Genomic DNA, 15,085 nt, shown 5'->3' with positions numbered 1-15,085 from the left:
GCCCGTCGGAACGCCGCGATCAGCCCGACTTCAGCTCGCGCCCGAGGCGCAGGCTGGCGCGCCAGAAGAAGAAGGCGGGGATCAGCCCGAGCCACGCGGCGCCATAGAGGACATAGCGCACGCTCTCCTCGCCATAGGCCGGCGCCAGCGCATCGGACAGCACGCCGAACAGGAAGGGCCCAAAGCCGAGCCCGATCAGATTCTGCCCGAACAGCATGATCGATGCCGCGACCGCGCGCGCCTGCGGCCGCACCAGCCCTTGCACGCAGGCATAGGCGGGGCCGTAATAAGCGGCGTTGAGGATCGTCGGTACGACGAGAAGCGCGACCGCGACGCGCCAGTCCTGCATATGATAGCCGAGGAAAAGCACCGGCGCGGCGGCGGCCATCCCATAGGCGGGCAGCGTCAGGATATGCTTCTTGTCCGCCGTGCCGAACCGGTCGGCGACCTTGCCGCCGAGCCATGTGCCGAAGATGCCCGCGAGCCCGAGCACGACCGCCATCGACAGCCCCGCCTCGGTCGTCGACAGGCCGTGGCTGCGGATGAAGAAGCTGATCGTCCACAGCGCCTTGCCATAGCCGAGGAAGGCGGTGACCGACGCCGCGATCAGGATATAGACGAAAGCGCGCGAGCCGAAGATCTCGCGCAGCGCCGCACCGGCGGGAAGCGGCACGGGCGCCGTCTTCGCCACCTCGGCGACGCGATGGTGTCGCGGCTCGCGCATGAAGAAGAGAACGATCAGCGCGAGGAGCAGCCCCGGCGCGCCGACGAGCATCAGCGCGACGCGCCAGTTGTAGAGATCGTTGACCACTCCGCCGAGGATCAGCCCGAACAGCGATCCGATCGGGATGCCGAGCCCGTAGAAGGCGATCGCCGACGAGCGCTTCTCGGCCGGAACGCTGTCGGTGATTAGCGAATGCGCGGCGGGCGTACAGCCCGCCTCACCCACCCCGACGCCGATGCGCGCGAAGAGCAATTGCACGAAATTCTGCGCGAGACCGCACACCGCGGTCATCGCCGACCAGATGGCGAGCGCGAGCGCGATCAGCCGCACCCGGTTCGTTCCCTCCTTGTCGGCATGGCGCGCGATCGGGATGCCGAGCAGCGCGTAGAAGACCGCGAAGGCCGGCCCCGCGAGCAGCCCCAGTTCGGTATCGGAAAGGCCGAGATCGGCCTTGATCGGCTCGGCGAGGATGTTGACGATCTGCCGGTCGAGGAAATTGAAGATATAGACGGTCAGCAGGATCCACAGCATCGTCCGCGTCTGCGCGGCGGTGGTACCGGCGGCGCGCGACCCGCGCCCTGCGGCAAGGGCAGGATTTTCGCTCATTTTTCTCTCCCGCCGCCATCGGAGCAGAGCCGGGACCGGCCTGTCAACGCCGTTGCGCCCGGCCGAAATCGCCGCTTGCAATTGCCGTTACGGCTGCCAAGCCTGCGCATCATGAAAAAATTTCGCCCGCTCGCCGCGCTGGCGGTCGCCGCCGTCCTGCTGCCGCTCGTCCCCGCCGCCGCGATGCCGCCGCCGCTCCCCGATATCGAGGGCAAGGACGCGGCGACACTCCAGGCCGAAATGACCGCGGGGACGATCGACAGCCAGCTCATCACCAGCATCTATCTCGACCGCATCCTGAAGCTCGACGACAATGGGCCGAAGCTCGGCGCGGTGATCGCGACCTTCCCCGACGCGCTCGCCGAGGCCCGGCGGCTCGACGCCGAGCGCCGCGCCGGAAAGATCCGCGGCCCGCTCCACGGCATCCCGGTGCTGCTCAAGGACAATATCGAGGCCGCCGGGCCGGTGCCGACCACGGCGGGCTCGCTCGCGCTCAAGGACAATGTGACGAACCGCGATGCTCCGCTCGTCGCGCGGCTGCGCGAGGCGGGCGCGGTGATCCTCGGCAAGACCAATCTTTCGGAATGGGCGAACATACGCTCGAACAGCTCGACGAGCGGCTGGAGCGCGGTCGGCGGGCTGACGAAGAACCCCTACGCGCTCGACCGCAACACCTGCGGATCGTCGGCGGGAAGCGGGGCGGCGATGGCGGCGAGTCTCGCGGCGCTGACGGTCGGGACCGAAACCGACGGCTCGATCACCTGCCCTTCGGGGCTGAGCGGCATCGTCGGTTTCAAGCCCACGGTCGGGCTCGTCAGCCGCACCTTCATCGTGCCGATCAGCCACAGCCAGGACACGGCGGGGCCGATGACGCTGAGCGTGCGCGACGCCGCCGCGATGCTGGGCGTCATCGCGGGCAGCGATCCCGCCGACCCCGCGACCGCCGAGGCCGACGCGCACAAGGCCGATTTCGCCGCCGCGCTGTCGCCGGGCGCGCTCAAGGGCAAGCGCATCGGGGTGCTGCGCGACCGCATCGGCAAGCGCGCCGACATCGCCGCGCTGTTCGACGCGGCGCTGAAGCAGATGGCCGGTCTCGGCGCGACGATCGTCGAGATTGAAGACAGCCAGGCCGGCCTCGATGGGCTTGGCGATGCCGAGTTCGAGATCATGATGACCGAACTCAAGGCCGATATGGCCGCCTATCTGGCGAGCCTGCCCGCGAAGGACGGCCCGAAGACGCTCGCCGACCTGATCGCCTTCAACAAGGCACATCCCGAGGAACTGCGCTGGTTCGACCAGTCGCTGTTCGAGCTGGCCGAGACCAAGGGCGGGCTCGATAGCCCCGCCTATCGCGAAGCGAAGGCGAAGGCGGCGCGGCTCGCGGGCCCCGAGGGGATCGACCGGCTGCTGAAGGCGCATGGCGTCGACCTGCTCGTCGGCGTGACCAACGGCCCCGCCTGGACCACCGACCTCGTCAACGGCGACCATTATACGGGCCCGAGCGTCAGCGATCTGCCCGCGGTCGCAGGCTATCCGCACCTCACCGTGCCAATGGGCGCGGTCGAAGGACTTCCGGTTGGCCTCTCTTTCATCGGCCCGAAATGGTCCGACAGCGCGGTGCTCGCGGCGGGCTATGCCTATGAGCAGGCAAGCCGCAAGCGGGTCGCGCCGACGTATAGGGCGAGCATAACCGATTGATCCTCCCTGCGCCGGAGGCGTGGGGAGGTGGCAGCGCGAAGCGCTGACGGAGGGGCCGAGCGCGAAGCGCTCGCTGGCGCTCGCGGCCCCTCCACCATCCTGCGGATGGTCCCCCTCCCCACGGCTCCGCCGCAGGGAGGATCAGGCGCTATCCCCGCTGCCGCCGCAGCCAGCCCAGTTCCTCGCCCTCGAGCAGGTCCATCGGTACCTGGATCGCGCGGATGGCGAGGCGGACCTCGAGGAGGAAGAGCAGCAGCGACACGAGCAGCAGCAACATCGCGAGCGCGAACGCCCACGACGCCGCGACACCGAGGTTGAGCCCGGTGAAGGCCTGGGTGAACAGCAGCGCGACGAGCAGGCAGACGACGATGCCGCAGGCGACCGCGGCGAGAATCGAATTGTTGATCACCCGCATCCGCCGGTCGGCGGCGCGCAGTTCGGCGACCACCCGCCCATGCTCCTCGCCCTCGGTCTCGGGCCAGCGCGCCATCAGCACCCGCGAGCGGTCGACGACGCGCGACAGCCGCCCCGCGAGCACGTTAAGCAAGCTGCCGGTCGCCACCAGCAGGAACACCGGCGTGACCGACAGCTGGATCGTCTGGGCTATCGCGCTCGCGTCCAAGGTCGGCACTCGGGAATCAGTTCCCGCCTGCGGCGACCGACGGCGTGTTGACGCCGTGCATCGACAGGAATTTGCGGATGTTGCGCGCCGCCTGGCGGATGCGCTGCTCGTTCTCGACCATCGCGATGCGGACGAAGCCTTCGCCGTCCTCGCCATAGCCGACCCCCGGCGCGACCGCGACCTTGGCGTGGGTCAAGAGCTGCTTCGAAAATTCGAGGCTGCCCATCTCCCTGAGCGCGGGCGGCAGCGGCGCCCAGGCGAACATCGACGCGGGCGGGCTGGGGATTTCCCAGCCGGCGCGGCCGAAGCTCTCGACCATCACGTCGCGGCGCTTCTGATACAGCTCGCGGTTCCGCGCGACGATATCCTGCGGGCCATTGAGCGCCGCGCAGGCCGCGGCCTGGATCGGGGTGAAGGCGCCATAGTCGAGGTAGGATTTGACCCGCGTCATCGCCGCGATCAGCCGCTTGTTGCCGACCGCGAAGCCCATGCGCCAGCCCGCCATCGAATAGGTTTTCGACATCGAGGTGAATTCGATCGCGACGTCCTTCGCGCCGGGCACCTGCAGGATCGAAGGCGTGGGATTGCCGTCGTAATAAAGCTCCGAATAGGCAAGGTCGCTGAGCACCCAGACCTTGTTCTCCTTCGCCCAGGCGACGAGCCGTTCGTAGAAGGCGAGATCGACCGCCTCGGCGGTCGGGTTCGACGGGTAATTGACGACCAGGATCGACGGGCGCGGCACGGTGAAGGCCATCGCGCGGTCGAGCGCGCGCCAGTAATTCTCGTCGGGCGTCGTCGGCACGCTGCGGATCGTCGCCCCGGCGATGATGAAGCCGAAGGTGTGGATCGGATAGCTGGGGTTCGGCGCGAGCACGACGTCGCCGGGGCCGGTGATCGCGGTCGCGAGGCTGGCGAGCCCCTCCTTCGACCCCATCGTCACCACGACCTCGCTTTCGGGGTCGAGCTCAACGTTGAAGCGGCGCGCGTAATAATTGGCCTGGGCGCGGCGGAGGCCCGGAATCCCCTTCGACTGCGAATAGCCGTGCGCGTCGGGCTTCTGCGCGACCTCGCACAGCTTGTCGATGACGTGCTGCGGCGGCGGCAGGTCGGGGTTGCCCATCCCCAGGTCGATGATGTCCTCGCCCGCCGCGCGTGCTGCCGCTCGCATCGCGTTGACTTCGGCGATGACATAGGGCGGCAAGCGCTTGATGCGATAGAATTCATCTTCGGACATGGGGAACTAGAACAACTCCTTTTCGTGTGCGTTTGAATTGACGCGAGCGGCAATCTCGCCAGCCGCATCGCGGCTTGTTATAGGCATATTGACGGCACTGACCAGCGGGAACGAACATGAGCGATGCGGGCACCGACAAGGGTGGGGAAGACACGGTCGACACGCTGAACCCTTTCATGCCGTCGCCCGAAGACATGCAGCATTGGTCGAGCGTCATGGCGCGCGCGCAGCAGATGATGCTCGACTTTGCGCTGGGCCAGGCCGAGGCGGGCCAGACCGCCGCGCCGCTGTTCGATCCGACCAGATGGCTGGGCAGCGACGGCGCGCAGATGTGGGCCGAGCAGAGTGCGAAGATGTGGGAGCAGGGCGCCGCCTTCTGGACCTCGCTCGCGGCGCTGACCCCGGGCTTCACCCCCGATCCGCCCGCCGATGCCCCGAGGGACCGGCGCTTCGCCGATCCCGACTGGACCGCGAATCCGGCGTTCGCGCTGATCCGCCAGACCTATGGCCTGCTGTCCGATCAATTGCTCGCGACCGCGCGGCAGATGCAGGGGCTCGACGAGGCGGCGCGCGCGAAGATGGAATTCGCGGCGAAATCGATGACCGAGGCGCTGTCGCCGACCAACCTCGCGATCACCAATCCCGAGGTCATCAAGCGCGCGGTCGAGACGCGCGGCGAAAGCCTGCTCAAGGGGCTCCGCCACATGCTCGCCGACCTGTCACGCGGGCAATTGAGCCATGTCGATCCCGACGCCTTCGAGGTCGGGGTCAATATCGCGACGACGCCGGGCAAGGTGATCCACGAGACCGACCTCTACCAGCTCATCCATTATGCGCCGGCGACGAAGGAGGTGTTCACCGTCCCGCTCGTCATCTTCCCGCCGTGGATCAACCGTTTCTACATCCTCGACCTCAACCCCGCGAAGAGCTTCGTCGCCTGGGCGGTCGAACAAGGGCTCTCGGTCTTCATGGTGTCGTGGAAATCGGCCGACGCGTCGATGAAGGAACTGGTGTGGGACGATTATGTCGCGGCGCAGGTCGACGCGATCGACACGATCCGCGACCTGCTCGCGGTGCCGCACGTCCACGCGATCGGCTATTGCGTCGCGGGCACCACCCTCGCCGCGACGCTCGCGATGCTCGCGGCGAAGGGTGAGGCCGACAAGGTCAGGTCGGCGACCTTCTTCACCGCGCAGGTCGACTTCGAGCTTGCGGGCGACCTCAAGATGTTCGTCGACGAATCCTATCTGGCGCTGCTCCAGCAGCTTTCGGCGCAGGGCTATCTCGACGGCCGCTACATGGCCGCGACCTTCAACGCGCTGCGCGGGCGCGACCTGATCTGGAATTATGTCGTCAGCAATTATCTGCTCGGCAACGACTATCCGCCCTTCGACCTGCTCTACTGGAACGGCGACGTCACCAACCTGCCCGCGAAGTGGCACCGCCAATATCTGGTCGACCTCTATCGCGACAACCGGCTGGTCGTCCCGAACAGCCTGTCGGTGTGCGGCACCCCGCTCGACCTCCGGAAGATCAAGACCCCCGCCTATATCCAGGCGGGGCGCGAGGATCATATCGCGCCGCTCGCCAGCGTGTGGCGGCTGATGGACCATCTCTCCGGTCCCAGGACCTTCCTGCTCGCCGGATCGGGGCATATCGCCGGGGTCGTCAACCCGCCCGCAGCGGGCAAATATCAATATTGGACCGGCGACAATGACGCCGCGAGCCTCGACGACTTCACCGCCTCGGCAAAGGAAACCAAGGGAAGCTGGTGGCCGAACTGGATCGGCTGGATCGCGGCGCAGGACGGCGCGAAGACTCCCGCCAAGGGTGCGCGCATCCCCGGCAAGGGCAAGAAGAAGGCGATTGAGGACGCCCCCGGCCGCTACGTCAAGCAACGGTAATATCCCGCTATTATCCTGCCATCGCGGCGGCTTCACGATTATTTTTGTGCGGTGCACAAAAATTCTCTTGAAATCGCCGCGCCGCTCCTATATTGTGCACTGCAACATAAAGGAGTTGTCCCATGGCTACCAAGATGGACAGTGCTGAAAAGGCTTTCGAAGCCGCGACGCTGGAAACCGCCGCCAAGCCGGCGACTCCCGCGGCCCCGGCTGTCGCCGAAGCCGCCGCCCCGACCCCCGCGAAGGTCGAGGCGCCCAAGACCAAGACCGTGAAGGCCAAGGCCAAGCCGGTCCAAAAGAAGGCCGCAAAGCCGGCCACCAAGGCCGCTCCCAAGAAGGCGGCTGCCAAGACGATTGCTCCCAAGATCAAGGTCGCGCCGAAGCCGGTCGCCGCCGCCACCAAAGGATTCAAGACCATGAACGACACCGTCAAGAAGTTCGCCGAAGACGCCAAGGCCCGCACCGAAGCCCTGACCGCCGATTTCAACGAGCGCGCCAAGGAAGCGCTCGCCAAGTCGAGCAAGCTCGCCGAGGAAGCCGTCGAGTTCAACAAGGCCAATGTCGAAGCGCTGGTCGAAGCCGGCAAGATCGCCGCCAAGAACTTCGAAACGCTCGGCCAGGAAGGCGTTGCCTTCGCCCGCAAGAGCTTCGAGGACACGTCGGCCGCGCTGAAGGGCTACACCGCCGTCAAGTCGCCGGCCGAATTCTTCAAGCTCTATGCCGAGAACAGCAAGAAGGCGTTCGACGCCGCCGTCGCGCAGACCTCGAAGACCAGCGAGCTGGTCGTCAAGATGGCGAACGACAGCTTCGCGCCGATCTCGAACCGCGTGTCGGTCATCAGCTCGAAGATGAAGGCAGCCTAAGGGCCTTCCTCTTCCCGTTGGCGCGGGCCTCTCTCCCCTCCTCCCCGCCTGCGCCGACGACCCCAGGACCGCTCGCATCCCTCGCGGATGCGGGCGGTTCTTGCTTTCGCTGGGTCCGCTTTCCGCAAGGTGCCGCGAAAAGGGGGTTAATGCTTCCCCGCCCTCTTGCGATTCCGCCGCCGCGTGCGATATTCCGGGTGATGATGTTCTACGTTCCGCCTTCCGGTCCGGTCCGCGCCATGGCGGACAAGGACGACGACGCGCCCGGCACCCCCGGCGTCGGCATCGCGACGCGCACGCGCGCGAAGCCCAAGAAGCCGTCGATGTACAAGGTGCTGCTGCTCAATGACGACTATACCCCGATGGAATTCGTCGTGATGGTGCTGCAGCGCTTCTTCAACATGGACATCGAACAGGCGACGCAGGTGATGCTCCACGTCCACCAGCAGGGCGTCGGCGTGTGCGGCGTGTTCAGCTACGAGGTCGCAGAAACCAAGGTGAACCAGGTGATGGACGCCGCGCGGCAGAACCAGCACCCGCTCCAGTGCACGCTGGAAAAGGCCTGACCCTTTATCCCCTCCCGCMKGCGGGAGGGGCAGCGAGAGTTGCGAGCTTGCTCGCTACTCGCAGCGGGATGGGCAGCCGGCGGCAGCGAAAATGCCCGCCCCGCTGCGACTAAGCGCCTGCTACGCACGCGCAAGTCTCACTGCCCCTCCCGCCTGCGGGAGGGGTGTCCCGCGCTCGCCTTCGCTGCCTGCTCGGCCCTGAGCGCCGGCGACGGCTCTCCCTTCAGCGCGCCATAGCGCAGCACCTCGCCGCAGCCGGGGCAGACGGTCGCCGTGCCGACGTCGGTGCCGCAGGTGCGGTGGATATAACGCATCGCGGGCCCGCCGCCGGTCTCGCCCGCTTCATACGCCCAGCGCTCGGCCCAGCCGCGCATCGCGTAGAGGACATCGAACAGATCCCTGCCCTTCGCGGTCAACCGATATTCGTATCGCGGCGGATGGTCCTGATAGGCCTGGCGTTCGGCCACGCCCTCCGCCACCAGCCGCTTGAGCCGCGCCGAAACGAGCTGCGGGCCGAGACCCGCATTCGCGACAATCGCCTCGAACCGCCCCCGCCCGAAGAACAGCTCGCGCAGGATCAGCAGCACCGCGCGGTCGCCCAGAAGTTCCGCCGAGCGCCCGACGGGGCAAAAGGTGTCGGACAGATCGGCGCGCTTGGGCATGAGCCCTCACCCGCCCGCGTCATTGCGAGCGCAGCGAAGCAATCCAGAGCGGTATACGCCACCCTGGATTGCTTCGCTGCGCTCGCAATGACGAAGTTTGTGTCATCGGTACGGCCTTAATCGCTCGATCCTCAAAAGAAAATCACTTGTCACTATGATTATCATAGTTACTATCGGTCGCAAGAGGAGATTCGCTTATGTCCGCAGCCGTCATCATCGGCGCCGGCGACGCCACGGGCGGTGCGATCGCGCGCGCCTTCGCCGCCGAAGGGCTCACCGCCTGCGTCAACCGCCGCGAGCGGAACGCCGACGCGCTCGAAGCGCTCGCGCAGTCGATCCGTGACGACGGCCTGTCGGCGCGCGCCTTCCCCGCCGATGCCCGCGACGAGGACGCGATGATCGCGCTGTTCGATCAGGTCGAAGCCGAGGTCGGCCCGGTCGAGGTCGCGGTGTTCAACATCGGCGCCAATGTGAATTTCCCGATCAGCGAGACGACGGTGCGCGTCTTCACCAAGGTCTGGGAAATGGCGTGCCTCGCGGGCTTCCTGACGGGGCGCGAGGCTGCCAAGCGTATGAGTTCTCGCGGCCGCGGCACCATCCTCTTCACCGGCGCGACGGCAAGCCTGCGCGGCGGATCGGGCTTCGCCGCCTTCTCGGGCGCCAAGGCGGCGCTGCGGATGCTCGCCCAGTCGATGGCGCGCGAACTGGGACCGCAGGGCATCCACGTCGCGCATATCGTCATCGACGGCGCGATCGACACCGAATTCATCAAGGGCCGCCATCCCGATTTCGACCGCGCAAAGGCGCAGGATCTGATCCTCAATCCCGACGCGATCGCCGCCAATTACGTCATGCTCCACCGCCAGCCGAAAAGCGCCTGGACGCACGAACTCGACCTTCGCCCCTGGGGAGAAAAATGGTGAGCAAGACCCTCGAACTCATCTTCGATTTCGGTAGCCCCAACGCCTATCTGACGCTGAAGGTGCTCCCCGAACTGCTGGAGCGCACCGGCGCCGACCTCGTCATCACGCCCTGCCTGCTCGGCGGCATCTTCAAGGCGACGGGCAACAAGGCGCCGATGCTCCAATATGCGGACGTCCCCGCGAAGCTCGCCTATGAGAATCTCGAGATGCGGCGCTTCATCGACAGGCACGGCCTGACCAAATTCCGGCTGAACCCGCATTTTCCGGTCAACACCCTCCTCCTCATGCGCGGCGCGATCGTCGCCGAGGATGAGGGGCATCTCGACGATTATATCGACACCGCGAACCGCGCGATGTGGGAGGAGGGGCTGAAGATGGACGACCCGGAGGTCGCCGCCGCCTTCCTTTCGGCGAACGGTTTCGACGGCCCCGCGCTGCTTGCCCGCACGCATGAACCCGGAATCAAGGCAAGGCTTGCCGCCAACACCGAGGCCGCGGTCGCGCGCGGCGTGTTCGGTATCCCGACCTTCTTCGTCGGCGATGCCATGTTCTTCGGCAAGGATCGGCTCGATCAGGTGGAGGCGGCGCTCGCCTGACCGCCCTCGGCGGGCTTTCCCGCCACCCATATGCCCGCGACGATCAGCACCAGCCCCGCGACATGGAAAGGGTGCAGCGCCTCGCCCAGGAAGAGCATCGCCAGCCCCGCGCCCATCAGCGGCATCACGTTCATGAACTGGCCGGTCGCCGCCGATCCGATCAGCTCGACCCCGCGATTGAAGAAGAGATAGGCGAGGAAGGACGGAAAGACCGAGACATAGGCGATCGCCAGCGCGCTTTCGGCCGCGGGCACGATCCGCCGGCCGCCCGCCAGTTCGACCATATAGACGGGCGCGATGAACAGGATGCCGACGATGATCGAGGCGGCGAGCAGGCTCAGCGGGTGCACCGGCGGCCGCCGCCGGAGCAGCACCGAATAGAGCGCCCACAGCATCACCGCGACGCCGATGATCGCGTCCCCCTGGTTCAATTGCAGCGCGAGCAGCACGGCGGGGTCGCCGCGCCCGATGATCGCCAGCACGCCCGCGAGCGACACCACCACCCCGGCAATCTGCCGCGGGCTCGTCCGGTCGCGCATCACCAGCGCGCCGACGATCAGGATCAGCGCGGGTTGGGCCGACTGGATCAGCATCGAATTGAGCGCGGTCGTGGTCTGCAGCCCCGTATAAAGCAGGACGTTGAACGAGCCGATCCCCAGGAGTCCGAGCGTCAGCACCACCGGCCAGCGCGCATGGAGTGCCGGGAGGTCGCGCTTCAGGTGCGGCCAGGCGAGCGGCAGCAGCAGCGCGAGCGCGATCGTCCAGCGCCAGAAGGCGAGCGCCGCGGGCGGCACCAGTTCGCGCGCGGCGCGCCCGACGATCGAATTGCCCGCCCAGAACAGCGTGGTCAGCGTGAGCAGCACATAGGCGCGCGACCACAGCGCGCCCACTCCGCCCCGCGCGCCTGCCGCTTCGCTCCCTTCGCTATCCATCGCCCCTCTCTGTCGGCGCGGGCGCCCCGTGGCAACCGCCTCTTTGCGGCGAACGGGCCCGGCGCCGGCGCGCTGGCGCGCTGGCATTGGGGTGGAAAGCGAGCGTTTCCGCTCCATTGTGCACCCCGGCGAAAGCCGGGGCCCAGGGCGGTAGAAAGCCGACGTCGCGTGACTACGCCCTGGGCCCCGGCTTTCGCCGGGGTACATATGGGATATGTCTGCTTCCAGTCGTTTTATACATTCGTCATCCCGGACTTGATCCGGGATCCATTGGCCAAGCGCTGCGTGAATGGATCCCGGATCAAGCCGCGAGAAAGCCAGCGTCAGCCCAGCGCCGGCCCCAGCAGGCATTTATAGCCGTGCAGCCCGACCACGGTCTCGCCCTCGCACAGCGGCGCGGCGATCAGCCGCACCCAGCGGGTCTGCGCGCGCGCGGGCCCGATTTCGACGTCGAGGGTGAAGCCGCGGCGGTGCGCGATCGCATGCGCGCGCAGCCGCTCCATCGCCGCGCGCGACCCCTCGCAATAGAGCGCGACCGCATCCTCGCGCGACACCGCCGCGCCGCGCGCGATGCCGAACAGGTCATAGACGGTCGGCGACCAGCTCAGGCTGTCGCCCGCCAGATCGCAGTGCCACACGCCGACCCCCGCCTGGGTCATCGCTTCGCTCTCGCCCACGACCCCGACCGTCATGTCCGCGGGGGGCCGAATATCTTGCCGGTCGACCCAGCCGAGGTCGAAATGACGCGCGCGCTCGAACAGCGGCCAGCTATGGTGGAGCGGCAGGGGATATTGGTGTCGCAAGGTGGGTGGTCCTCCCGTCGCGATGCTAGCGCACGGCGCCCGCCAAAAGTCAAACGGCCAATTTCGCGTGGACCAGAATGCCCTTGCCCTCGGTCGCCCGGCGTGAAACAAACGGGTGGTTGAGGGCGCTATGCCGGTCTCTGTCAGCAGGATACCCACCATGCGTCCATCGCTCTGGGCAGATCGGCTGATGGCCCTTTCGGTCCGCGTGATCGGGCTGGTGATCATGCTCGCCGCGCTCGCCGCCGCCATCGCCAGCTTCTTCTACAACAAGGCCCAGGAATCCGACCAGGCGGCGCGGATCGGGATGCAGGTCAATGCGCGGCTCAGCGACCAGCTCTCGATCCTCGAAGGGGTGCGCGCGCTCTATCAGTCGGACAAGACGACCGGCGGCGCCAGCGTCCGCGCCTATCTCGCCGCGCTCCAGCCGCAGGCGCGCGCGCCGGGGATGCAGGGCGTCGGCGTCGCGATCGCGATGGCGCGCAGCACGCCCGCCGCGGTCGAGGCGCGGCTGCGCGAAAATTACGGCCGCGACATCGCGGTCTGGCCCGCCACCGACCAGCCCGTCGGCTTTCCCATCGTCCTCATCGAGCCCGACGATCCGCTCAACGCCGACGCGCTCGGCTACGACATGTACAGCGAGCCGATCCGGCGCGAGGCGATGCGCCGCGCCTGGCTGACCGGGCAGCCGGCGGCGAGCGGCATCGTTCAGCTGGTTCAGGAGCGACACGCCGGCAGCAAACAACCCGGTTTCCTGATCTATATTCCCGTCTATGCCGAACAGCCGCTTCTCGACGCCGGCGCCGCGCCGCCTCCCGACGAGGCCGCGACCCCGCCGACCGTCGCCACCGCACGCGGCGCGCGTCCGGTCGAGGCGTTCGTCTATGCGCCTTTCCGCATCCACGACCTGATGACCTCGGTTCTCGGCAGACAGATCGACGGCATCGACGGGATAGAAGTGACCGCGGGCGAAGGCCCGTCGGCGCCGCGCGTCTTCGTCCATGGCAAGATCGGCTGGGACGCACACGAACAGCGGCTGCAGGTCGCCGACCGGCAATGGACGATGCGCATATCCTATGGCCGCTTCATCGATCGGCTGGGGCGGCCGCTCGCCATCCTGCTGTTCGGGGTCGCGATCGCCTTTCTCGCCATCCGGCTCCACCAGATGCAGCACCGGCGCCTCGGCGCCTTTCAGGCGCTCGCCGAGGAGAAGGAACGCCATGCCGAGGATCGCGAGCTGATGATCGGCGAGATGGCGCACCGGATGAAGAACGCCTTCGCGCGCATCGGCGCGCTCGCGCGCATCACGGCGCGCGAATCAAAGGATCTTCGGGATTTCGAAACCCGCTTCGATGGCCGGCTGCGCGCGCTGTCCGACGCGAAGCAGATGCTCGTCACCGGCGCGGTCGAGACCGTCGATCTCGGCGCGATCATCCGCCGCGAGCTCGGCCTCGCCGGCTGGCCGGCGGATCGCCTCGCCGCGCTCGCCGGCCCCGACGTGCGCCTGGGCGACGAGGCCGCGCAGGCGCTCGCGCTCGCGATCCACGAACTCGTGACCAACAGCATCAAATATGGCGCGCTCGCCGGGCGGGGCGAACTTGCGGTCGGCTGGCGCCGCGACGGCGAAGAGGTCACGCTCGACTGGACCGAAAGCGGCCTTCCCGAAACGCCGCACGTCGACACCGAAAGCTTCGGCACCCAGTTCATCCGCTCGCTGATCGAACGCCAGCTCAAAGGCAGCTGGGACCGCCGGGCGGCCGACCACAGCCTTGCGGTGACCATCCGCTGGCCCGCCCCCGCACCCGATTGACAAGCCCCCGGCGCGCGGCGAGAGAAGCGGGCCGGTGGAGGTTCCGCGCCAGCGGAACGATCCGAGGGGAGTGAAGATGCTGCGTCCGACATCCTTCGACGTCGCCGAGCGCGCGGGCGTTTCGCAGTCGACCGTGTCGCGCGCCTTGCGCGGCAGCCCCGGCGTCAATGCGGAAACCCGCGCGCGCGTGTCCGCCGCCGCGCGCGAACTCGGCTATGTCGTCGACCGCCACGCCTCGTCGCTGCGGCTCAAGAGCAGCGAGACGATCGCGCTCGTCACCATCTGCCGTCCCGGCGAGGACCGGAGCGCGATCAACCCCTTCTATTTCGCGCTTCTGGGCAGCATCGCCGCCGCGACCTCGGCGCGCGGCTTCAACCTGCTCGTCAGCTTCCAGGAAAGCCCCGGAAATTTCCGCGCCGATTTCGTCGCCTCGGGTCTCGCCGACGCGATGATCGTCATCGGCACGACCAGCAACCGCCCCGCCTGGCAATATTTCGCCGAGGCGCAGGCGTCGGGGCTCGACTTCACCTGCTGGGGCAGCCCCGGCGACCCCTTCCACTGGATGCGCAGCGACAACGAGGTCGGCGGCCAGCTCGCCGCCGAGCATCTCCTCGCCAGCGGCCGCCGCCGCATCGCCTTCGTCGGCCCGCAGCAGTCGCCGCAGCGCCAGTTCGACGAGCGCCGCGACGGCTTCACCGCGGCGCTCGCGGCGCGCGGCATCGCGCCCGTCGTCATCGCTCCGCCGCCGGCGCCCGACCGCCACGCGCAGGGCGTCGCCGCCGCCGCCGATCTCCTCGCCGCGCACCCCGACGTCGACGCGATCTTCGCGGCGAGCGACATGCTCGCGCTCGGCGTGCTGCAAGGGCTCAAGGACGCGGGCCGGCGCGTGCCCGACGACATCGCGCTGATCGGCTTCGACGGCATCCGCGCCGGCACCCTCGTCGACCCCGCGCTCTCGACGATCGAACCCGACCTCGACGCCGCGGGCGAGGCGCTCGTCGCGATGGCGCTCGAGGACACGGGGCACAGCCGCAGCGGCACGCGCATTCCCGTCCGCCTCGCGCTCCGCGGCACCGCCTGAGCGCCGCGGTAGCCGGAAAAGTAATAAAGCGTTATCCCTAAGGCCCTTAAGGGAAGACCGG

The 15,085-nt window shown here is 67.8% G+C and carries 14 protein-coding genes; 8 read left to right on the top strand and 6 right to left on the bottom strand.

Features of this window, described 5'->3' with window-relative positions:
- Nucleotides 1-19 precede the first annotated feature (19 nt).
- Nucleotides 20-1,330 (bottom strand): MFS transporter, encoded by a 1,311-nt coding sequence (locus CD928_RS10670; protein WP_095387036.1) that lies wholly within the window; start codon nt 1,328-1,330, stop codon nt 20-22.
- A gap of 111 nt (nt 1,331-1,441) precedes the next feature.
- Between CD928_RS10670 and CD928_RS10665 the strand changes: the two genes are divergently transcribed.
- Nucleotides 1,442-3,028, top strand: coding sequence for an amidase (locus CD928_RS10665; protein WP_095387035.1), 1,587 nt, complete (start codon nt 1,442-1,444; stop codon nt 3,026-3,028).
- 148 nt (nt 3,029-3,176) lie between these two features.
- On the opposite strand, the gene CD928_RS10660 is transcribed toward CD928_RS10665, so the two are convergent.
- A complete protein-coding gene (locus CD928_RS10660) occupies nt 3,177-3,659 on the bottom strand; it encodes a DUF2721 domain-containing protein (RefSeq protein WP_095387034.1) in 483 nt (160 codons plus the stop codon).
- A gap of 7 nt (nt 3,660-3,666) precedes the next feature.
- Nucleotides 3,667-4,884, bottom strand: coding sequence for an LL-diaminopimelate aminotransferase (locus tag CD928_RS10655; protein WP_095387033.1), 1,218 nt, complete (start codon nt 4,882-4,884; stop codon nt 3,667-3,669).
- A gap of 116 nt (nt 4,885-5,000) precedes the next feature.
- On the opposite strand from CD928_RS10655, the gene CD928_RS10650 reads away from it, so the two are divergent.
- The 3 genes from CD928_RS10650 (at nt 5,001) to clpS (ending at nt 8,217) form a co-directional block, all read left to right on the top strand.
- Nucleotides 5,001-6,788 carry an alpha/beta hydrolase gene (locus CD928_RS10650; RefSeq protein WP_095387032.1) on the top strand — a complete coding sequence of 596 codons (1,788 nt, stop codon included), beginning with the start codon at nt 5,001-5,003 and terminating at the stop codon, nt 6,786-6,788.
- A 122-nt stretch (nt 6,789-6,910) separates the two neighbouring features.
- The gene (locus tag CD928_RS10645; RefSeq protein WP_095387031.1) at nt 6,911-7,651 is read left to right on the top strand and encodes a phasin family protein; all 741 of its coding nucleotides are present in this window, start codon (nt 6,911-6,913) and stop codon (nt 7,649-7,651) included.
- Nucleotides 7,652-7,890: 239 nt separating this feature from the next.
- Nucleotides 7,891-8,217: an ATP-dependent Clp protease adapter ClpS gene (gene clpS, locus CD928_RS10640; protein ID WP_255247146.1), complete on the top strand. Its 327-nt coding sequence runs from the start codon at nt 7,891-7,893 to the stop codon at nt 8,215-8,217.
- 137 nt (nt 8,218-8,354) lie between these two features.
- On the opposite strand, the gene CD928_RS10635 is transcribed toward clpS, so the two are convergent.
- Nucleotides 8,355-8,879: a helix-turn-helix domain-containing protein gene (locus tag CD928_RS10635; protein ID WP_095387030.1), complete on the bottom strand. Its 525-nt coding sequence runs from the start codon at nt 8,877-8,879 to the stop codon at nt 8,355-8,357.
- 197 nt (nt 8,880-9,076) lie between these two features.
- Between CD928_RS10635 and CD928_RS10630 the strand changes: the two genes are divergently transcribed.
- Entirely contained in the window at nt 9,077-9,802 is a 726-nt protein-coding gene (locus CD928_RS10630) for an SDR family oxidoreductase (protein ID WP_095387029.1), read from the top strand.
- Complete coding sequence (locus tag CD928_RS10625) at nt 9,796-10,398, top strand: 2-hydroxychromene-2-carboxylate isomerase (RefSeq protein WP_095387028.1); 603 nt, start codon at nt 9,796-9,798, stop codon at nt 10,396-10,398. The genes CD928_RS10630 and CD928_RS10625 overlap by 7 nt, the downstream gene beginning before the upstream one ends.
- Here CD928_RS10625 and CD928_RS10620 read toward each other — a convergent pair.
- Entirely contained in the window at nt 10,374-11,330 is a 957-nt protein-coding gene (locus CD928_RS10620) for a DMT family transporter (RefSeq protein WP_095387027.1), read from the bottom strand. The genes CD928_RS10625 and CD928_RS10620 overlap by 25 nt on opposite strands.
- 323 nt (nt 11,331-11,653) lie before the next feature.
- Nucleotides 11,654-12,133 (bottom strand): hypothetical protein, encoded by a 480-nt coding sequence (locus CD928_RS10615; RefSeq protein ID WP_095387026.1) that lies wholly within the window; start codon nt 12,131-12,133, stop codon nt 11,654-11,656.
- Between the two features lie 160 nt (nt 12,134-12,293).
- On the opposite strand from CD928_RS10615, the gene CD928_RS10610 reads away from it, so the two are divergent.
- A complete protein-coding gene (locus CD928_RS10610) occupies nt 12,294-13,943 on the top strand; it encodes a CHASE domain-containing protein (RefSeq protein ID WP_095387025.1) in 1,650 nt (549 codons plus the stop codon).
- Between the two features lie 76 nt (nt 13,944-14,019).
- Nucleotides 14,020-15,024 carry a LacI family DNA-binding transcriptional regulator gene (locus CD928_RS10605; protein ID WP_095387389.1) on the top strand — a complete coding sequence of 335 codons (1,005 nt, stop codon included), beginning with the start codon at nt 14,020-14,022 and terminating at the stop codon, nt 15,022-15,024.
- The last annotated feature ends 61 nt before the right edge of the window (nt 15,025-15,085 follow it).

This window comes from Sphingopyxis sp. GW247-27LB (genome assembly GCF_002277025.1).
GTDB lineage: Bacteria > Pseudomonadota > Alphaproteobacteria > Sphingomonadales > Sphingomonadaceae > Sphingopyxis.
This window is presented reverse-complemented; position numbering and strand designations above follow the sequence as displayed.